At 63.1% G+C, this 19,326-nt stretch carries 18 protein-coding genes; 8 read left to right on the top strand and 10 right to left on the bottom strand.

What is annotated here, in order from left to right:
* Positions 1-43 precede the first annotated feature (43 nt).
* Complete coding sequence (locus tag ACUY1T_RS03850) at positions 44-691, top strand: sugar transferase (protein WP_446020407.1); 648 nt, start codon at positions 44-46, stop codon at positions 689-691.
* A complete protein-coding gene (locus tag ACUY1T_RS03845) occupies positions 688-1,530 on the top strand; it encodes an aldolase/citrate lyase family protein (RefSeq protein WP_446020406.1) in 843 nt (280 codons plus the stop codon). Before ACUY1T_RS03850 ends, ACUY1T_RS03845 begins: the two co-directional genes overlap by 4 nt.
* A gap of 73 nt (positions 1,531-1,603) precedes the next feature.
* On the opposite strand, the gene ACUY1T_RS03840 is transcribed toward ACUY1T_RS03845, so the two are convergent.
* From ACUY1T_RS03840 to leuS, 6 genes are all read right to left on the bottom strand, one after another.
* On the bottom strand, positions 1,604-2,029 hold the full coding sequence (locus tag ACUY1T_RS03840; RefSeq protein WP_446020405.1) for a DUF488 domain-containing protein: 426 nt from the start codon (positions 2,027-2,029) through the stop codon (positions 1,604-1,606).
* Positions 2,030-2,074: 45 nt separating this feature from the next.
* Positions 2,075-3,025, bottom strand: coding sequence for a PA2778 family cysteine peptidase (locus ACUY1T_RS03835; protein ID WP_446020404.1), 951 nt, complete (start codon positions 3,023-3,025; stop codon positions 2,075-2,077).
* Positions 3,026-3,036: 11 nt separating this feature from the next.
* Positions 3,037-3,429, bottom strand: a complete 393-nt coding sequence (locus tag ACUY1T_RS03830) for a PA2779 family protein (protein WP_446020403.1) — start codon at positions 3,427-3,429, stop codon at positions 3,037-3,039.
* A gap of 181 nt (positions 3,430-3,610) precedes the next feature.
* A complete protein-coding gene (gene holA / locus ACUY1T_RS03825) occupies positions 3,611-4,669 on the bottom strand; it encodes a DNA polymerase III subunit delta (protein ID WP_446020402.1) in 1,059 nt (352 codons plus the stop codon).
* 39 nt (positions 4,670-4,708) lie between these two features.
* The gene (locus ACUY1T_RS03820) at positions 4,709-5,206 is read right to left on the bottom strand and encodes an LPS-assembly lipoprotein LptE (RefSeq protein WP_446020401.1); all 498 of its coding nucleotides are present in this window, start codon (positions 5,204-5,206) and stop codon (positions 4,709-4,711) included.
* Between the two features lie 22 nt (positions 5,207-5,228).
* Positions 5,229-7,811, bottom strand: coding sequence for a leucine--tRNA ligase (gene leuS, locus ACUY1T_RS03815; protein WP_446020400.1), 2,583 nt, complete (start codon positions 7,809-7,811; stop codon positions 5,229-5,231).
* 206 nt (positions 7,812-8,017) lie between these two features.
* Here leuS and ACUY1T_RS03810 point away from each other — a divergent pair, with 206 nt between their 5' ends.
* Positions 8,018-8,533: a zinc ribbon-containing protein gene (locus ACUY1T_RS03810; RefSeq protein WP_446020399.1), complete on the top strand. Its 516-nt coding sequence runs from the start codon at positions 8,018-8,020 to the stop codon at positions 8,531-8,533.
* A gap of 61 nt (positions 8,534-8,594) precedes the next feature.
* Here the strand turns inward: ACUY1T_RS03810 and ACUY1T_RS03805 are convergent, their stop codons facing one another.
* Complete coding sequence (locus tag ACUY1T_RS03805; protein ID WP_446020398.1) at positions 8,595-9,923, bottom strand: hypothetical protein; 1,329 nt, start codon at positions 9,921-9,923, stop codon at positions 8,595-8,597.
* A 59-nt stretch (positions 9,924-9,982) separates the two neighbouring features.
* Positions 9,983-10,873 (bottom strand): LysR family transcriptional regulator, encoded by an 891-nt coding sequence (locus ACUY1T_RS03800; RefSeq protein WP_446020397.1) that lies wholly within the window; start codon positions 10,871-10,873, stop codon positions 9,983-9,985.
* Positions 10,874-11,432: 559 nt separating this feature from the next.
* Here ACUY1T_RS03800 and leuC point away from each other — a divergent pair.
* The 5 genes from leuC to ACUY1T_RS03775 all read left to right on the top strand — a co-directional run bounded on the left by leuC (position 11,433) and on the right by ACUY1T_RS03775 (position 15,952).
* Positions 11,433-12,878 (top strand): 3-isopropylmalate dehydratase large subunit, encoded by a 1,446-nt coding sequence (gene leuC, locus ACUY1T_RS03795; protein ID WP_263580292.1) that lies wholly within the window; start codon positions 11,433-11,435, stop codon positions 12,876-12,878.
* A 3-nt stretch (positions 12,879-12,881) separates the two neighbouring features.
* Entirely contained in the window at positions 12,882-13,535 is a 654-nt protein-coding gene (gene leuD / locus ACUY1T_RS03790; RefSeq protein WP_446020396.1) for a 3-isopropylmalate dehydratase small subunit, read from the top strand.
* A gap of 220 nt (positions 13,536-13,755) precedes the next feature.
* Positions 13,756-14,835, top strand: a complete 1,080-nt coding sequence (gene leuB, locus ACUY1T_RS03785) for a 3-isopropylmalate dehydrogenase (protein WP_446020395.1) — start codon at positions 13,756-13,758, stop codon at positions 14,833-14,835.
* 101 nt (positions 14,836-14,936) lie between these two features.
* On the top strand, positions 14,937-15,413 hold the full coding sequence (locus ACUY1T_RS03780) for a lasso peptide biosynthesis B2 protein (RefSeq protein WP_446020394.1): 477 nt from the start codon (positions 14,937-14,939) through the stop codon (positions 15,411-15,413).
* A gap of 266 nt (positions 15,414-15,679) precedes the next feature.
* Positions 15,680-15,952 (top strand): PqqD family peptide modification chaperone, encoded by a 273-nt coding sequence (locus ACUY1T_RS03775; protein WP_446020393.1) that lies wholly within the window; start codon positions 15,680-15,682, stop codon positions 15,950-15,952.
* Positions 15,953-15,965: 13 nt separating this feature from the next.
* On the opposite strand, the gene ACUY1T_RS03770 is transcribed toward ACUY1T_RS03775, so the two are convergent.
* A complete protein-coding gene (locus ACUY1T_RS03770) occupies positions 15,966-17,681 on the bottom strand; it encodes an ABC transporter ATP-binding protein (protein ID WP_446020392.1) in 1,716 nt (571 codons plus the stop codon).
* Between the two features lie 127 nt (positions 17,682-17,808).
* Positions 17,809-19,017 (bottom strand): nucleotidyltransferase domain-containing protein, encoded by a 1,209-nt coding sequence (locus tag ACUY1T_RS03765; RefSeq protein WP_446020391.1) that lies wholly within the window; start codon positions 19,015-19,017, stop codon positions 17,809-17,811.
* Positions 19,018-19,326: the final 309 nt, after the last annotated feature.

Raw genomic sequence — 19,326 nt, 5'->3', positions numbered from 1 at the left:
CGCCCGTGCGGGCGGAGTCGTCCTTCCCTGCAGGTACTTATCCATGGCCGCCATGAAACGCAGCATCGATATTGCCGTCTCCGCGGTGGCGCTGCTCGTATTGGCGCCGCTGCTGGTGCTGATTGCCCTGCTGATTCGCTGCGACACACCTGGGCCAGCACTCTTCGTCCAGCGCCGCGTGGGTCGCAACCTCAAGCCATTTTGGATCTACAAGTTCCGCACCATGCAAGACCGCGATGCCGCGGTGATCGATCCGCTGGTCGAAGGCGTGATCCGCTCGGGGCATGACCCGCGCATTACCCGCATCGGACGCTACTTGCGAGCGACGAGCCTGGATGAACTGCCCCAACTGCTCAACATCCTCAAGGGCGACATGAGCCTGGTTGGCCCACGCCCCGTACTGGTCGAACAGGTCGAGGCCGTGCCCGACGAGTACATGCAGCGATTCAAGGTGCGCCCAGGGCTGACGGGGCTGGCCCAGGTATATGGGCGCCGCAGTCTCGGCTGGCTTGAACAGCTGGCGTTGGATGTTCGCTATACCGAGCGTGCCAGTATCGGGTTCGATTTCAAGCTCATGCTGACCACGGTTTACGTCGTGCTGACCCTTAAGGATATCTATGGCAGCACGGAACAGAACTGGCGCCAATATCGGAAGAATCGGTGCCAGCATGACGTGAGGGAATCGAAGTGAAACACTTGCACACCATGCTGATTACCGTGGTTCCGGAGATTGCCCTGCATGCTCAGGACAGTGGGGTCGATACGCTGTTCATTGACATGGAGACACGCGGCAAGGCAGAACGACAGGGGCATCTGGACACCCATAAGAGTGCGCATACCTATGCCGATGTGGCCCGTATTGCCGCCGTCCTCACCAGGGCCGAGCTGCTGGTCAGGATCAATCCCCCCTGGGAGGGCACGTCAGCGGAGGTCGATGCCGCCATTGACGCAGGTGCTCAGCGGCTGATGTTGCCCATGTTTCGCAATGTGGCCGAGGTGGTCGACTTCAAGCGCGCCGTGGCGGGGCGGGTTCCGGTCACGCTATTGGTGGAAACGGCAGCGAGCCTGGCGCGCCTGCCGTTGATCCTGCCCCTGCTCGAGGCCGATGATCGAATACATTTCGGTCTGAATGATCTGTGTATCGACATGCGGCTCGACTTCCTCTTCGAGGTCCTGGGGGGGCGCCTGCTCGACGGTCCAGCCGCCTTCTGCCGCGAAGCCGGCGTTCCATTCGGCATTGGCGGTGTCGGCTGCCTCGGTAATGGCATGGTGCCGGCGGAGTGGGTTCTCAGCGAGCATGTCCGGCTCGGGTCGGAGTGGGTGATTCTATCGCGGGCATTCCACGGTGGTGCGGATACCTTGGCCGCACTCCTGGCCCGTCTGGACCTGGCCGTCGAGCTGGCGGCATTACAGCGCTGCTATCAGGAACTCGCCTTGACGGGCCCGAACGTTCTCGAGGCGAATCAGGCAAGCCTGGCGTTACGCGCTGCGGCAATCAATGTGCAACAACAGCAGCAGAAAGTCGCGTGAATTAGTCAGAAAGAAAATAAAGAACCACGGTTCATGAACGCCTGGCAGACAAGCTCTGCCAGGCGTTTTTTATTCATTCTTCACGAAATTGATGCCGATAGCATGGCGGCGAAGCGGGCTCGAGGTCTTCGATGTCCTCATGCTGTAGTGCTTCCAGCAATGCCTGTTGCAGCAGGGGCAGATAGGAGTCCTCGAGGTTGCGTGCGGCGGAAAGCAGCGTCAATTTCCCCTGGCGCGCATGGCGCATCAGGGGAGCCAGATTTTCCGGGTGGTCGCGCAGCTCGCCGCGATAGCGCACGGCAAAGACAGCGTGGCTGATCTCGCCCTCATGGAGCTGGCGTCGCAGCAATGGTGATGGCGAGGCATCACGGTACCATTCCGTCAGGTCGAGGCTCTCGCGGCGCTTGCCGCGAGGCCAGAGGCGATCGACCAGGACCCGGGCGCCATCCGTTGGTTCGCTCGGGCTATAGATTCGCTTGAGTACGATCTCGTAGCTCACGCCGTCTCCCTTTCATGCTGTCGGCTCTACCTTGGCCGAGCCAGGCTATAACCGCTGCAGTGCCTCCCTGGCGCGTGGCTGCCATTGGCCAGGCAGATCGGCAGCGCGGCCCAAGGCCTGGCGGGCTTCGTCGGTTTCGCCCTGCGCGCCTAGCAGCAGGCCCAGGTTCAGCCATGCTACGCCCAAGTCGTCCCGATGTGCTACCGATGCGCGAAATGCCGCGATCGCACCCGGCGCATCTCCTGCGGCATGGCGGGCATTGCCCAAGGCAAAGTAACCCATGCCAGAGCCGGGAAAGCGTTCGATGAAAGCTTCCCAGGCAGGCAGCACTGCATCGGCCCCTTGCACCTGCTCGAAGTCAGCGATCGCCTGCAGGGCACGCTGTTCTCCTATCGCGCTAGGCAGCTCACCCGGGGGCAAGGCTGCGAAAGCCCAGCGCCCGCTGCGTGCCCAGGTAGCATCGAAGCGGCGAAAGGACTCGATACGCTCTGCCTCCTCGCCGCTGTGCAGGACCATCTCCTCGGCATCCAGATCGTAGCCGATGGCCACGGCGTAATGCCACATCGGCCACGCTGGTAGTGACAGGTTTTGCATGACGACCACCGGATGGCCGGCGGCAATTTCGGTCAGCAGTGCATCGAAGCTGTCGTTCAGCACGAAGGGGATGCGGCCGTGACGCCTCACCGTGGCAAGCATTTCGGGCTGAACGCTGCCTTCGCGGCCAGGGATGAATACCTGCGGAATCAAGCTCTCCATGGCCACGTCCACACCATCGTGATTGAGCACCATGGCCAGCGAGGCGGGGCCGCATTGGTAGTCGCGCTGGGCATGGAAGGGCACGCCTTCTATCCACGCCTGGCGCGGAAGCGCCTGCTCGGTGCTCTCGGCCAGGCGCGGCGTGGTGGCACAGCCCGTCAGTATCAGCAACCACAGGCTCAACAGCAGAACGCCCGCTAAGCGGGCGTTCTTGCATGCTGGCTCGAAACGGCCTTGCATGTCGTGTCTCATCAGCGTGTGAAGGGGAAGACGTTGGTCAGGCCCAGGATATCGGTGACCAGCAGAACGAGGAAGATGAGCAGCAGGGCGCCGACGACACTGGCACCGGCGGGCAACTGGTCGAGCTGCTCGGCCATCTGACGAGCTTCCTCGTCCGAGAGTGCGGCCACGCGGGCTTCGACTTCGGCCAGGTCGACGCCTTGGGCAAGGAGTTGTTCCTGAACGTCTGCACGAGACAGGATCTCGTTGATGCGCTCGCGGTCGGTGTCGGCACGTTCAGCCGAGAGGGCTGCCTGGGTAGAGACCAGCTCGCTGGCAGGCAGCGGGGCGGCTGAAACCGAGACGCTGCCGAGCACCAGGGCCAGGATCAGCAGGGGACTGAGAAAGCGACGGAGAGTTTTCATGATCAGTGTTCCTTCTTCTTGGGGAAAGGCTTCCGGCTCTTGAATGATCCAACGCTCCCGGTTCGGTGAGCGCAGTCGTCCTATATGCTCCAGCGATGCTGTATAAGTATAAGCAGAAAGCGCGTGAAATTTCATGCCCTTGCGTAACGAATATCGACATTACCCGACAGCGGCTGTCGAATCATCCCACCCGGTAGGAAGAAGGCAGCTCCGCCAGAAGGCCTCGGCCGCCCGCGAGTGTCAGTGCCAGATCGTGGAGTCCTTCCCATAGCGGCACGGGGGCCGCGCCCTTGATCGAGAGATCGAGGCGCTGGGCGAACAGCAGCAGCTTGTGCAGGCGTTTCCTTGGCAAGCGCGCAATGGCCTGCTGATAGGCGGGGCGGCGTTTGTCGAAGATGGCCGGTTTCTGCGCCTTGCAGGCGTGCTCGAAGCTCTGGCCCTGGTCGAGGTGCTGATGCAGAGAGAGTAAGGTGCGCAGCTCGCGATTGAGTGCCCACAGTACGATAGGAGCTTCGACGCCCTCGCCACGCAGGCCGCGAACGATGCGTGAGACGCGTGCACGCTCACCCTTGAGGCAGGCATCGGCCAGGGTGAAGACATCGTAGCGTGCGCTGTCCTCGACGCCGCCGGCGATCTGGGCAGGGCCGATGCGAGTGCCGGGCGGTAGCAGCAGGGCGAGCTTCTGCAGCTCCTGGTCCGCCGCCAGCAGGTTGCCCTCGGTGCGCTCGCCCAGCAGGCGGGCGGCATCGAGGTCGAGCGAGAGGCCGTGACGTTCGGCGCGGTCACGCAGCCAGAAGCCCAGCCGAGAGACATCGACCGGCCACACCGGAACGAACAATCCGAGCTTGTCGAGTGCCTGGAACCAGGCGCTCTTCTGCTGGCGGAAGTCGAGCTTGCCCATGCTGACGAGCAGGACGTTGTCGCGGTTGCCCGGGGTGTCGGCGTACTCCTTCAGCGCCTTTGCCCCCTCCTGCCCCAGGTTCTGGCTGCCCAGGCGCAGTTCGATCAGCTTGCTCGAGGCGAACAGCGATAGGCTGGCGGCAGCTTCGCGCAACCGCCCCCAGGCGAAGTTGGCTTCCACATGGAGTATCTCGCGCTCCTCGATACCGCGCTCGCGGGCCGCCGTGCGCACGGCGTCGCAGGCTTCCATGTGCTGCAGTGGCTCCTCGCCAGCCACGATCACGACAGTTGGCAGCTTCTTGGCCAGCGCTTCGGGCAGTTTGTCGGCAAAGACCTTCACAGCAGTACCTTCACGAGAGCAACCTTCAACGGGGCAGCTTCATGGCTGGACGCCATTCAGCGTGCGCAGGCGGTCGAACAGGCGCCGCAGGGCCTCCTGGCGCAGCTCCTGGCGCGCTTCTTCGCGCAGGTCGTCCTGGGCCAGCAGATTGTCGTCGCTGACGGTGAAGCGGGTCGATACCTCGAGACGCTGCTCGGACAGACGATAGGCGCCATCGCTGCGGCGCTGAACCGAGAAGGGAACCGAGAGCGCCATTTCCCGCTCCTGCGGGCCGCTGTCGAGTACGCTCAGCTGGCGTTCACGGAACGTCTCGGGGCCGAGATTGAGGATCTGCGAGGCATCATCATGTACCCGGGTACCGACCGAGGTCAGGCGCTCGGCCACCAGGCGGGACAGCTCACTGTCGGTGCCTGCCAGGGCGAGTTCGTCGACTGCCAGCCCCGGCGTATCGAAGCCGCGCAGGCGAAAGCCGCAGCCAGCCAGTGCCAGGGCGGCACCGGCCGTCATGGCGAGATTGAGAAATCCGCGTCGCTGCATGGGTGCTCCCGTTCGATCTGCGTCAGCCCACCACGATATTGACCAGCTTGCCCGGCACCACGATCACCTTGCGCACCGCCTTGTCCTCGGTATGGCGCTGGACATTCTCGGCGGCGAAGGCCTCGGCTTCGATGGCCTCCTTGGAGGCGTCAGCGGCCACTTCGATACGGGCGCGCAGCTTGCCGTTGACCTGCACCACCAGCTCGAGGGTGTCGCGTGCCAGGGCCGAATCATCCACCTTCGGCCACGCAGCGTCGATGGCCGGCTCGTCATGGCCCAGCTCGCGCCACAAGGCGTGGCAGGCATGTGGCGTGATCGGTGCGAGCAGCAGCACGCAGGCCTCCACGGCCTCGCGGGCTACGGCCAGGCCCAGCGAGGAGGTGTCGTCGAACTTGCCAAGCGCGTTGGTCAGTTCCATGACTGCGGCAATCGCGGTATTGAAGGTGGTGCGGCGGCCGATGTCGTCGCTGGCTTTCTTGATCGTTTCGTGGGTCTTGCGGCGGAGTTCGCGCTGGGGCTCATCGAGCGCCGTGGTGTCCAGCGTGCCTGGTACGCCGGTCTCGAGGTGCTCTGCCACCAGACGCCACAGGCGCTTGAGGAAGCGGCTGGCGCCCTCGACGCCGGAATCGGACCACTCCAGCGACTGCTCGGGCGGGGCGGCGAACATCATGAACAGGCGCACGGTGTCGGCGCCGAAGCGGTCGATCATCGACTGCGGATCGACACCGTTGTTCTTCGACTTGGACATCTTCTCGATGCCGCCCATCTCGACCGGCTGGCCGTCCTCGATCAGCACCGCGCTGACCGGGCGGCCCTTGTCGTCGCGCTTGACCTCCACATCGGCCGGGTTGAACCACTCCTTGCCGCCGTTGGACGTCGAACGGTAGAAGGTCTCGGCGATCACCATGCCTTGGGTGAGCAAGCGTTGGAACGGCTCGTCGACCTTCACCAGGCCAAGGTCGCGCATCAGCTTGGTGAAGAAGCGAGCATAGAGCAGGTGCAGGATGGCATGTTCGATACCGCCGATATAGAGATCCACCGGCAGCCAGTAGTCGGCACGCTCGTCGAGCATGGCTTCGCGATTGTCGGCACAGCAGAAGCGGGCGAAGTACCAGGAGGACTCCATGAAGGTATCGAAGGTATCGGTCTCGCGCACCCAGCCGTCGCCGAGTTCATAGAACTCGGGCATGCGCTTCAGCGGCGAGCCGCTGGCGTCGACCGTGACCTCCATGGGCAGGGCCACCGGCAGCTCGTCGTCGGAGAGTGGCACGGTCTGGCCTTCGGGGCCGTACTTGACCGGGATCGGTGCGCCCCAGTAGCGCTGGCGGGCCACGCCCCAGTCGCGCAGGCGATAGTTGATCTTCACCTCGCCGCGACCCAGCTCGGCCAGCCTGCCGGCGATGGCCTCGAAGGCGGCATCGAAATCGAGCCCATCGAACTCACCGGAGTTGATCAGCCGGCCGTATTCCACATAGGCGCCCTCGGATAGATCCGGGGCCTGGCCACTCTCGTCGCTGATCACCGCTTCGATGGGCAGGTCGTACTTGGTGGCGAACTCCCAGTCGCGCTGGTCGTGGCCGGGAACGGCCATGACTGCGCCGGTACCGAACTCCATCAGTACGAAGTTGGCGACGTACACCGGCACTTCGCGACCGGTCAGTGGGTGCACCGCCACCTGGCCGGTGGCCATGCCTTTCTTCTCCTTGGTGGCGAGCTCGGCCTCGGAGGTGCCGCCACGGGCGCACTCCTCGCAGAAGGCGGCCAGCCCGGCGTTGCCTTCCGCCGCCGCCCTGGCCAGCGGGTGGGCGGCCGCCACCGCCACGTAGGTCACACCCAGCAGCGTATCGGGGCGGGTGGTGTAGACCGACAGCGGCTCGGCGGCGCTGCCGTCCGCGTTCCTGATATCGAAGCTGAGCTCCACGCCGCGCGACTTGCCGATCCAGTTGCGCTGCATGGTCTTGACCTGCTCGGGCCACTCGATCTTGTCGAGATCGGCCAGCAGCTCATCGGCGTAGTCGGTGATCTTGAGGAACCACAGCGGGATTTCCTTGCGTTCCACCAGCGCGCCGGAGCGCCAGCCGCGCCCTTCGATAACCTGTTCGTTGGCCAGCACCGTCTGGTCCACCGGGTCCCAGTTAACGGTGGACATCTTCTTGTAAACCAGCCCCTTGTCGACCAGTTTGGCGAAGAACCACTGCTCCCAGCGATAGTAGTCGGTGTCGCAGGTGGCGAACTCACGGCTCCAGTCGTAGGCGAAACCCAGCGCCTTGAGCTGGTTGCGCATGTAATCGATGTTGTCGTAGGTCCACTTGGCCGGCGGTACCCGGTTCTGGATCGCGGCGTTCTCGGCAGGCATGCCGAAGGCGTCCCAGCCCATGGGCTGCATCACGTTTCTGCCCTGCATGCGCTGGAAGCGCGAGACCACGTCGCCGATGGTGTAGTTGCGCACGTGCCCCATGTGCAGCTTGCCGCTGGGGTAGGGGAACATCGACAGGCAGTAGAACTTCTCGCGGCTGGCATCCTCCACCGCCTTGAAGCACTGGTTCTCGTCCCAGAATTGCTGGGCGTCGCGTTCGATTTCAAAGGGCTTGTACTGTGCGTCCATCGGCTTTCGAAATGACCTTAGAGTGTTCGGGCACGGAGCTGCCGTGCGCTTGCGCAGGAAATTGTCCGCCGTCAGTCCATGCTGCATCGTGGCGATAAAACGTTGAACTGACGGCGTGATGGCGTCTAAATGGTAACCAAGGATACCCCAGTAGGGCATGCCCGGCCATGCCCGGCCCATGCCGAAACCGCTTCGAGGAGATGACCATGAGCGAACATCCCGACTCCCATCGCGAACATCGGCTGCGCGAAGGCTATGAGCGCATGCTGGCCAGGCTGCGTGAGGGCGCGGATGACTTGACCTGGGAGAACCTGCAGCGGGAGCTGGACGAGGCGGTCGAATTCGAGGCCGATCTCGAGGAGTTCACCAAGGACGAGCTGGCTCTGCTGCGCGCCTGGGTAGAGCGCGACCTGATCGACATGCGTCGCTACCTGCGGGCGGGTGGCCGTGGCGTGGCTGCCTGGCTGGGTATCGACCTCGACCAGCTCTCGCGCAAGGTAGTGGATTCGCTGTTCTCCATTGCCGATCGCAGCATCGTCGATAACGAACGTCTCCAGGAGGATCTCGAGGCTGCCCGTGCCGACTACTGCGAAGGCGAGATCGCCGCGCCGGGGCGCATGGCCTGCGTGCATTGCGACGCGGTGGTCGACTTCGAAGGCGTGACCCGCATCGAGCCCTGCCACCAGTGCGGCCATCGCTATTTCTATCGCGTCTCGCAATAACCCCACCCGACTCTTGCGGGTCGGCAGCGTGCCGGCCCGTCATGTCTGCATCGCTCAAGTGCTATAGCCAGGCATCGAGCACGAGTATCGCCATCACCACCATGCCGCTGAGTACCAAGGCATAGCCCAGGTTGTGGCGCATCATGCGGTAGCCGCTGACGCCGTAGCGGCCTTGCAGCGACAGGTTGATGCCCGACAGTGGCCCCACCGAGGTGCCCACCGCCCAGGAGGCGAGGGCGGTGAAGGCGAACAGGGTCTGCTCGTTGCCGCTCAGGTCGAGTGTCGAAGCGAGTACCGAGACGCCGATGATCGGATGCAGCCCCGCCACGGCACTGGCCACGATCGCGAGGAAGCTGATGACTGCCTGAGCGGGGCCGAAGCGGGCGAACAGCGTCCACTCACTGCCCGTGGCGGCGGCCACCAGGGTCGAAAGCCCCAGAGTCAGCAGTCCGGCGGAGAGAAACAGGGCGATCTCGCCGCGCATGGCCGGCAGGCGTATCAGCGTATGCTGGCGCACGCGTCGCAGTGTCCAGCGGGCTCCCGCTGGCAGGTTGCTGGCCAAGGCCACCGCCGGCAGCAGGAAAGTGATGATGCTGACGATGCCAAGCGCAGGCGTGAGCTGGTAATGGAACAGCATCACTAAAGCCGCCATGGCGACCGGCATCAGCAGGCTGCGCGGCGAAAGCGAAAAGCCCGCCACATCGGCGAGGTCGAAGCGGCGCGACAGTTCCAGCGTGGTGAGAACGCCGCTGACAAGCGCCAGCGGCAGCCCCACTGCGAGAATGCGCGAGTACTCCATGCCCGGCGCCAGGGTCATCACCACACCCATGGAAGCGAAGAAGGGCGACCACAGGGCAGCACTGGAAAGTCCGCGATTCAGCGCCAGCAACTGGGGGGTAGTCAGCGGGGCTCGCCGGGCGAGGCGGTCGCCGATCATGAACACTGTAGACAGATTGAGAATGGTGCCGAGCAGATGGACCCCGAGCCAGGTGCCCAGGGTGCCCCGGCGCCCCGTTATCGGCCGCCCGAGCGGGCGCGACGAGCCGCTGCGGTTGCCGATCAGTCCGATGAAACTGACCCCTACCAGCATCGCCACCACATAGGTGTTACCGCTGGTGACTGCGGGCCAGGCGATCTGCGCGCCATAGTGCCAGCGTGCAATCACCAGCAGCGCCAGACCAATGACTGCCAGCGCTCCGGCTTGCCAGCGGGTTCGCCGGGGAATATCGCGCCACAGCAGCAGCGTGGCCAGCCACAGGGCGTAGCCGACCCCGTGCGGAAGAGGTACCGCCCCGGCAAAACCGAGGATCTGCTGCACCAACCCAAGCAGAATCAGCACGCCCGCCAGGGCATGGCGTGTCGATGTGGCGGGAGAGTCGGGAGAGGACACGATGGTGTAGGGCTCCAGGTGGAGTCGAAAATTATTGTGAGCAGTCTAACAATATTTCCTCATGTTCGGCGACTCGCTGTATCACGCGCCTCTTCCAACAGTGCCAGCATTGCCCGTGCGGCATTGGAGAGGGTGCGACTGCGGTGCACCAGATAGCCCAAGGAGCGATGGATGGGCGGATGTTCCACCTCTAGCTCGTGCAGTTCCCCAGCCACCAGCCGCTCTGGCAGCAGACTCCAGCCCAGGCCAATGGAAGTCATCATCTTCAGGGTTTCGAGATAGTTGGTGGCCAGCGCCACGGGTAGCGTAAGGCCGGCGGCCGCAAAGCGCGACTCGATCAAGGTACGAGTGAAGGTCATGGGGCCGGGCAGTACCGCATCGAAGGTGCACAGCTCATGCAGCGTAAGCCGCCCATGCCCGGCCAGCGGATGGTCGTGGGCGCAGACGAAACACATGCGATCCTGCCACACCGGCACCACGTCGAGCTGCGGGTCGGGATGTGGCGCCAGGGTCACCACGGCCAGCTCCAGCTCACCGTCCAGCACCCCTTGATAGGCCAGCTCGGAGTCGAGGAAGCGCAGGTCCATGCGCACCTCGGGATGGGTGCGGGTGTAAGCCTTGAGCAGCGGCGGCAGGCGATGCAAGCCGATATGGTGACTGGTGGCGAGGGTCAGGCTACCGCCAACATCACCCGTCAGGTTGACCAGCGCGCGGCGACTGTCATCCACCATGACCAGAATCTGCCGCGCCCGGGGCAGCAGTACCTGGCCGGCCTCGGTCAACGTGACGCGGCGACCGATGCGGTCGAACAAGCGGGCGCCGATCTGATCCTCGAGCGTGGCGATGCGCTTGGAGACCGCTGGCTGGGTCAGGTGCAGCTGCTCCGCGGCACGCGAGAAGCTGGCGCTGTCGGCCACGGCGAGGAAGGCTTGCAGGCTTTGGGTGTCCATCTCTCGTTTGTATTCCTTTATGGAATCCAATGAATAAATAACATGAATTGCTTTTATGGGCGAGTCGCGCAAGACTGCAATCACTCGGCCATGGCGTGCAGGAGAGGCGCAGCCCTGGCATGTCGGGGCTTTGCCGGCGACAAGGTCTTCGAGGAGGCGCTGTGAATCCATCCCTGGACGCTACATTTGCCATCCATGGCAAATGACCTCCTCTCTGACCTGTCCCCGACGCCCCTCGGCAAGCTCTGCTGCGATGGCCCTTTGAGGCAAAACGTACTAGATCGGTGAACCTTGGGGAGCGCTGAACAAATCGCCGAGCGAGATGAAGCGCAAGGCGCACGGAGCACAGAACCGAGCGAAGCGACAAACAGCCGTAGGCTGGCCCCGAAGGGGCGAGAAGCCGAAGGCTGCGAGTCAACCGGAGCATATGGGGTATATGTGAGGATTCCGACGGTCCGACGCTTCGGCACCGCGCAACGCAGCGATTCGCTCGCGCAGGCATTTGTGCAGTGTTCCCTAGACCGGACAGGCAAAGGGCCATAGAGCCCGGGAGAACGATATGGCAGGCCAGACACTTTACGACAAGCTGTGGTCGCAGCACCTTGTGAAGGAGCGCGACGACGGCACCGCACTGATCTACATCGACCGGCAACTGTTGCACGAAGTGACCTCGCCGCAAGCTTTCGAGGGCCTGCGTCTGGCCGGGCGCAAGCCCTGGCGTCTCGATGCCAACCTGGCCACGCCGGATCACAACGTGCCGACCACCGTGAAGGAACGTGCCGAGGGCAACGCCGGCATCAAGGACCCGGTGTCGCTGATCCAGGTGCAGACGCTCGACGACAACTGCGTCGAGTTCGGCATCGAGGAGTTCAAGATCAACGACCCGCGCCAGGGCATCGTCCACGTGGTGGGGCCGGAGCAGGGCGCCACCCTGCCGGGCATGACCGTGGTCTGCGGCGACTCCCACACCGCCACCCATGGCGCCTTCGCCGCCCTGGCCCACGGCATCGGCACCTCCGAGGTCGAGCACGTGCTCGCCACCCAGTGCCTGCTGGCGCAGAAGATGAAGAACATGCAGGTGCGTGTCGAGGGCAAGCTCGGCACCGGCGTCACTGCCAAGGATGTCGTGCTGGCCATCATCGGCCGCATCGGCACCGCCGGCGGTACCGGCTACGCCATCGAGTTCGCCGGCAGCGCCATTCGTGACCTCTCCATGGAGGGGCGCATGACGGTGTGCAACATGGCCATCGAAGCCGGCGCCCGAGTCGGCCTGATCGCGGTGGACGATACCACCATCGAGTATCTCGCCGAGCGCCCCTTCGCCCCGAAGGGCGAACAGTGGCAGGCCGCCGTGGCCGACTGGCGCAACCTGGTTTCCGACCCCGATGCACAGTTCGACAAGGTGGTGACGCTGGACGCCGCCGAGATCGAACCCCAGGTGAGCTGGGGCACCAGCCCCGAGATGGTCACCGGTATCTCCGGCGCAGTGCCCGACCCGGCCGAGCAGGACGATGACACCGTCAAGCGCGGCTACACCCGTGCACTGGAGTACATGGGCCTCGCGCCCAAGCAGAAGATCACCGACATCAGGCTCGACAAGGTGTTCATTGGCTCGTGCACCAACTCGCGCATCGAGGACCTGCGCGAGGCGGCCAAGGTGGCGCGCGGCAAGAAGGTGGCCGACTCCATCAAGCTCGCCATGGTGGTACCAGGCTCCGGCCTGGTGAAGCGGCAAGCCGAGGCTGAAGGGCTCGACAAGATTTTCGTCGAAGCGGGCTTCGAGTGGCGCGAGCCGGGCTGCTCCATGTGCCTGGCGATGAACGCCGACAAGCTCGGCGCTGGCGAGCACTGCGCCTCCACCTCGAACCGCAACTTCGAGGGGCGACAGGGCTACGGTGGGCGTACCCACCTGGTCAGCCCGGCCATGGCCGCCGCCGCCGCCATTGCCGGTCACTTCGTTGATGTACGTAGTTTCGGCGCCCAGCCCGTCGCAGAGGAGGCTTGAGCCATGAGAAAGTTCGAACGCACCCAAGGCATCGTTGCACCACTCGACCGGGCCAACGTCGATACCGACCTGATCATCCCCAAGCAGTTCTTGAAATCGATCAAGCGCACCGGCTTCGGCGTCAACCTGTTCGACGAGCTGCGCTATCTCGATGAAGGGCAGCCGGGGCAGGACTGCTCGCAGCGCCCACTCAATCCCGATTTCGTGCTCAACCAGTCGCGCTACCAGGGTGCCAGCGTGCTGCTGACGCGCCGTAACTTCGGCTGCGGCAGCTCTCGCGAGCACGCCCCCTGGGCACTGGAAGACTTCGGCTTCCGCGTGGTGATCGCGCCGAGCTTTGCCGACATCTTCTACAATAACGCCTTCAAGAACGGCCTGCTGCTGATCACCCTGCCGGAGGAGACGGTGGATCGCCTGTTCCGCGAGGTGGAAGCCAGCGAAGGCTATCGCTTGGACGTGGATCTCGAGAACCAGCGGGTGATCACGCCCTCGGGCGAGATCCTCGAGTTCGAGGTCGATGGTTTCCGCAAACACTGCCTGCTCGAGGGGCTCGATGACATCGGCATCACCCTGCAGGATGAAGATGCCATTCGTGCCTTCGAACAGCGCCATCGCGCCGAGCGGCCGTGGCTGTTCCGCGATAGCGCTCAGGTCTGACCGCTCTTAACTTTGCATCTGTCACTGGAGGGGCTGATCCGGGAACGGATTGACCAACCGTGAATTGAAGGGCGTAGGGGACAGGTCGGAGAGGAGGTCTTTTGCCATGGATGGCAAAAGTAGCGCCCAGGGATGGGTTCACAGCGCCTCCTCGCAGGCCTGTCGCCGTACAGCCCGCCGCCATCGCTCGAGAAAGGCAAGCACAAGGATTGAACAACACATGACACGCAAGATTCTGGTACTGCCGGGTGACGGCATCGGTCCCGAGATCACCGCCGAGGCCAGCCGCATCCTCGCCGCCTGCCAGGCCCGCGGTCTCGATATCGACATCGAGGAAGGGCTGGTCGGTGGCTGCGCCTATGACGAACACGGCGAGCCGCTGCCCGCTGTTACGTTGGACAAGGCCAAGGCCGCCGATGCCATCCTGCTCGGCGCCGTGGGTGGCCCCAAGTGGGACAAGCTCGAAGACCTCACCAAGCGCCCCGAGAAGGGCCTGCTCGGCCTGCGCAAGAACCTCGGCCTGTTCGCCAACCTGCGCCCGGCCATTACCTACCCGCAACTGGCTTCTGCCTCCAGCCTCAAGCCCGAGCTGGTGGCCGGCCTCGACATCATGATCGTGCGCGAGCTCACCGGCGGCATCTACTTCGGCCAGCCTCGCGGCATCGAGGTGCGCGACGGACAGCGGGTCGGCTTCAACACCTATGTCTACTCCGAGAGCGAGATCGAGCGCATCGGCCGGGTCGCCTTCGAGCTGGCCCGTAAGCGCGGCAAGCGCCTGTGCAGCGTCGACAAGGCCAACGTGCTCGAGGTCACCATACTGTGGCGCGAGGTGATGGAGCGCCTGGCGCCGGAGTATCCCGACGTCGAGCTCTCGCACATGTACGTCGACAACGCCGCCATGCAGCTGGTGCGAGCGCCCAAGCAGTTCGACGTCATGGTCACCGGCAACATGTTCGGCGACATCCTCTCCGATGCCGCCGCCATGCTTACCGGCTCCATCGGCATGCTGCCCTCGGCCTCGCTCAACGAGAGCGGCCAGGGCATGTACGAGCCGTGCCACGGCAGCGCGCCGGACATCGCCGGCAAGGGGGTCGCCAACCCGCTGGCCACCATCCTCTCGGTGGCCATGATGCTGCGCTACTCGCTCTCCGAGCCCGAACTTGCAAGCCGCATTGAGGACGCCGTGGGGAAAGTGCTGGATGATGGCCTGCGCACCGCGGATATTGCCTCGGAGGGCATGCGCACCGTTTCCACTCGTGAAATGGGAGACGCCGTGCTGGCGGCTTTCGAGGCGTTCTGATGGCTGAGGGCGGGAAGCGTTGAATTCGCTTGGAGGGTCTGCCGCTGAGCTGGATATCTCGGCTAAGCTTTGACGAGTCACCTCGATCCGGACTACATGCCGTGAAGACCCTCCGTCGCTTCCTTCGCCTGCCTTGGTGCCGTAAGGCCCTGCTGCTGGAGGGCTTCCTTTGGTTGGCCTTGGCCTGGGTGCTGGTTCGAGGCCTGCCGTTTCGCTTTTGGTCACACTGGCTAGGTCACCAGATGGCGGGTGAGGTCGATATGGTCGACGCCGGGCGTGATCTCCGGGTGCAGGAGATTTGCCGGTCGATAACCGCCATCAATGCGCGGCTGGGGGGAAGGTTCACCTGTCTCATGCTGGCCATGGCAACTCAGTGGATGATGCATCGAAGACGAATCTCTTCCTGTCTGGTATTAGGCACGCTGACCGAGCAGGATTCGGAACGTCGTCTCTCCTTCAAGGCGCATGCCTGGGTGAAGGATGCCAGCGGCGTGATCCTGGGCAATCCGGATGAGCCGTTTGTCGCGATCTCCAGTTTCGTGCGTCGTTATCCTTCCCGAGAGGAGGCGGCCCGGTAATGTGCTCCGTACTGTAGAGGCCGTCTGTTCTGTTGGGTGCTGAACCGACGTCATGGGTCGTGCGTCTCTCTGTGAAGGCGGAGTGCCAGCCAGTCGATACTAGATTTTCCATATCTTCATTCTAGTGCTTAAAGGCGAGATGCCATGCCTTGACGTGGCCAGGTCTCGGAACGACTCTTTACATATGGTTACGTCAGTTGGCCTCCTCCCTCGTCGCGCCTGAAGCGGCTCAGGGGCTTGGAGTCATTAGCGGGGGCAAGCGTAAGATGGATATGACTACGGTGGTGAAACGGCACCCGTCGTTGCTCGCTTCACAGGTGGATGACGATCTCGTAATGTTCAGTGCCGAACGGGGTATGTATTACGGTACCCAGGCGGTAGGGGGACGCATCTGGACCATGATGGAGGACGAAGTAAGTGTCTCGGGTATCTGCGATCAGCTTCTGGCCGAGTTTTCGATCGACCGCGAGACCTGTGAGCATGACGTAGTGCAGTTCCTTGAGCAACTTGAAGTAGAAGGTTTGGTCGTGGTGCGCTGACTGGAACCGCTTTTCAGGCGCCCACTTCGCGATAGTGGTGGGCCTGTTGGTTGAACAATCGACAGTAGATGCCCCCGCGCTTGATCAACTCATCATGGGTTCCGTCCTCGCATATCACGCCTTTGTCCATGACATAGATCCGGTCGGCCATTCTCACGGTGGAAAGCCGGTGGCTGATGATGAGGGCGGCTCGGTGGTCGATCCGTTCCCGAAAATTCTCGAACAACTGGAACTCGGCGCCCGGATCCAGGGCGCTGGTGGGCTCGTCGAGGATGATCACGCTGGACTGCTGCATGAAGGCTCGTGCCAAGGCGATCTTCTGCCACTGCCCGATACTGATTTCCTGGCCGTCGTCGAACATGCGGGTCAAGGGCGTGTCGTAGCCAGCGGGCAGATGTCGTATGAAGCCATCGGCATCGGCCTTGATGGCTGCCGTTCGCACGACAGGGGTGTCGCAAGGTGCCTGGATATCGCCAAAGCGGATGTTCTCTCCTGCCGAGTCGGCATAGTGAGAGTAATCCTGGAAGATCACGCTGAACAGCCGGCGATAGTCGTCCAGCCCGTAGTCGCGGATATCCACGCCATCCAGAGTGATCTTGCCTAGCGTCGGATCATAAAGGCGACAGAGCAACTTGATGAGCGATGTCTTGCCGGATCCATTGGTACCCACGAGCGCCACGATCTGCCCCGGGGCGATACTGAGGTCGATATGGTTCAGGACGGGCGTGGTACAGCCGGGATAGTGAAAGCTGACGTCGTGAAAACGGATCCCCTCGCGTATCGGGTCGGGCAGCGGTGTGGGGGAGTCGGGGTCGGCGATGACGGGACGAATGGCCAGGAACTCGAGCAGCAACCCCATGAAGAGATGGTCTTCGTAGAGATTGGAGATTTGGTGGACCAGTTCCTGCCCCATGGACTGGGCGCGCTGGAAGATCAGCAGGAACAGAACCAGGTCGCCGACACTGTTGCGACCCTCTGCCGTTTGCCATGCCAGGTAGGCCAGGGCGCCAAAGAAGGCGATGGTGGCAATGGCGCCTACGGCCATTTCGATCCGGGTGCGCCGTTGAGTGATATGCAGTCGCTCGTGCCGGATCTGCTCGCGTAGCTTGCCGTAACAGTGCCTCAGGTGATCACCCAACTGGTAGAGACGTAGCTCCTTGGCGTGGTGATCCGAGGTCATCAGCCAGTCGAGATAGCTGGCGCGTCGCTCCATCTGAGTACGCCGATGCTGCCAGTCGTAAAGATGCCTGGTGAAGTGAAGCCTCACCAGCAGCGCCGGAATGATGGCGATCGCCAATACCGGCAGTAGCAGCCAATTGAGCGACAGGATCAACGCGGCTATGGCCGTCAACATGATGCTGTTGCGGGCGAGCATCATGAGATTGCTCACTACCTGGGCCGGCCGCTGGTTGCCTGCCTCCCGGGCGCGTTCCAAGGTGTCGAAGTAGCGCGGGCTTTCATAGAAAGCGAGATCGGCCGCCACCGCCCTGGCGTGTATCTCCTGGTCGATGTGGTCGGCCACCAGCAGCGACTGTATCTCCTTGGCGAGATTCGACAGGGCGCGTGCTGCTATGAAGGCAAGTGTAGCGATACCGGTCAGTGCGACGTACCACAGCACGGGCGTGAAGTTGCCCGCCGAGGCGCCGTCGCCGAGCAGCCGGGTGACCACGTCGACCAGTTGCTTCAATAAGTAGAGAGTGGCGAGACCCAGGCACGCTTCCATGGCCATGAATAGTGTGCTCAGCAGCGTCCATTTCCGGCTGCTTACCCACAGCAGGGGTAGGATGGCTCTCAAGGTGTCGACGGGAGCCAGTAGCCGCCGGAGGTTCATCATCTTTGTCTGGCCAGGATGTGAATCATGAGTGTGATCTTCTCGACATGATCAGGCTGCGCAGCTTCCGGCAGGGGTGCGTGAGGTAATAGAGCCATTGCCAGCCTGGTGGCAGAGGATGATTGGCATAGTCGAAGTAGCTTGGACGAAAGGGCTGTGCCCATCGTCGTAGACGACTCGTGATCCGATAGGACCGGGTGGTTTGCCAGCCGAAGGCAAACTCGGGCGCGGGCCGCCTGCGTCGTAAGGCCAACTCGGCCTGGAGCCCTCCCTGGAGAGTGGCCAGGCAGGCCTGATACAGCGCGCGCCCCTGTTGGCTGAGCTCGTTGGCCGCTCCATCCAGGTCGGGATCGGCCAGCAGCCTGTCAAGTTCCAGACTAGCGTCAACGGTAGCGGTCAGGCCGCGCTTCCGTGCGCAGGCGTAGACGGCGGCCAGGTCGAAGTCGGGATGCCGTTGAAGCGCATCCATATCCACCAGCCAGTGCAGGTGCGACCAGTAGTGACGCGTGTTGTGCAGGCAGAGATAGACGAACAGCTCGTTTGTCGGCATGACGTGGAGAGTGGTATCGCCCACCTGCAGAGTTTCCCGAGCCGCGAGGAGAGCGTCGGTGTCATAGAGTGCAGCCCGCTTGTCCAGTTGGTAGTGCACTTCCACTTCGATCCCTGCCGGAGTGAGGATGTTGATGACGGATTGGCGGCTGATGGCAAAGTCCAGCGCGGTCTGGTCCGAGGTCAGCCACGGCGGATCGCTGGGTTGATAACCACTCCGGAGGGCTCTGGCAATCAGTTCGGGAAACCGGCTACGGGGAATCAGCAGGTCGATGTCACCGCAACATCGCACGCCGGGATCATCGTAGTAGCGGGCGGCAAGTGCAGGGCCCTTGAAAAACAGGTAGGGAGTGTCCAGTGGGGCCAGGAGTTCATGTACCAGCCGTTTCTGCTCGGCAGCGACTTGCAGGTTCTGGGCTACGATCACCAGACACTGGCGACGCATCTCCGCCAGGGCATCCGGTGGCAGAAGCGTTGGTGCGAACCGGCACAGGTGGCGATAAGCGAGGGGGAGAACGAAGGTGTCCCGGGCATATCTCATCAACTCCGCCCAGTCCTCAATGCAGGAACAAAGGGCAATCACCTCCCGCTCCTGGGCCTTCGAGAGTTCTAGCCTGGCAAGGAGAAACAGCAAACGTAGCATTGGGGGAGGAGAGTCGGTGGAGCAGGCACTGTCGCGAAGCATCGCTGCGATCCTCCAGATGGTAGACCTGACCGCCCAGGAAGGCGGTCAGAGTGCCGGCCGCCGAGCAGGTGTACTGTTACTTAGTATTACACTTTCCGGCGCTTTGCCAGGTGGCTGCGCTGCACACTCATGCCCGAGTTCGATCAGGCCCAAGCATCAATGTCGCCATGGAAAAGTGCTGGACGAGAGCCCGCGGACGACGGATATTGCCTCGAAGGTTCGCGCACCGTTTCCACCCGTGAAATGAGCGATGCGGTGCTGGCGGCCTTCGAGGCGGCCTGAGTGCCAGCCTTCATTCTAGTCGTTACC

It is taken from the genome of Billgrantia sp. Q4P2 (assembly GCF_052806135.1).
Note: the sequence above shows the minus strand (reverse complement) of the source record. Positions and strands in the feature narration are given on the sequence as shown.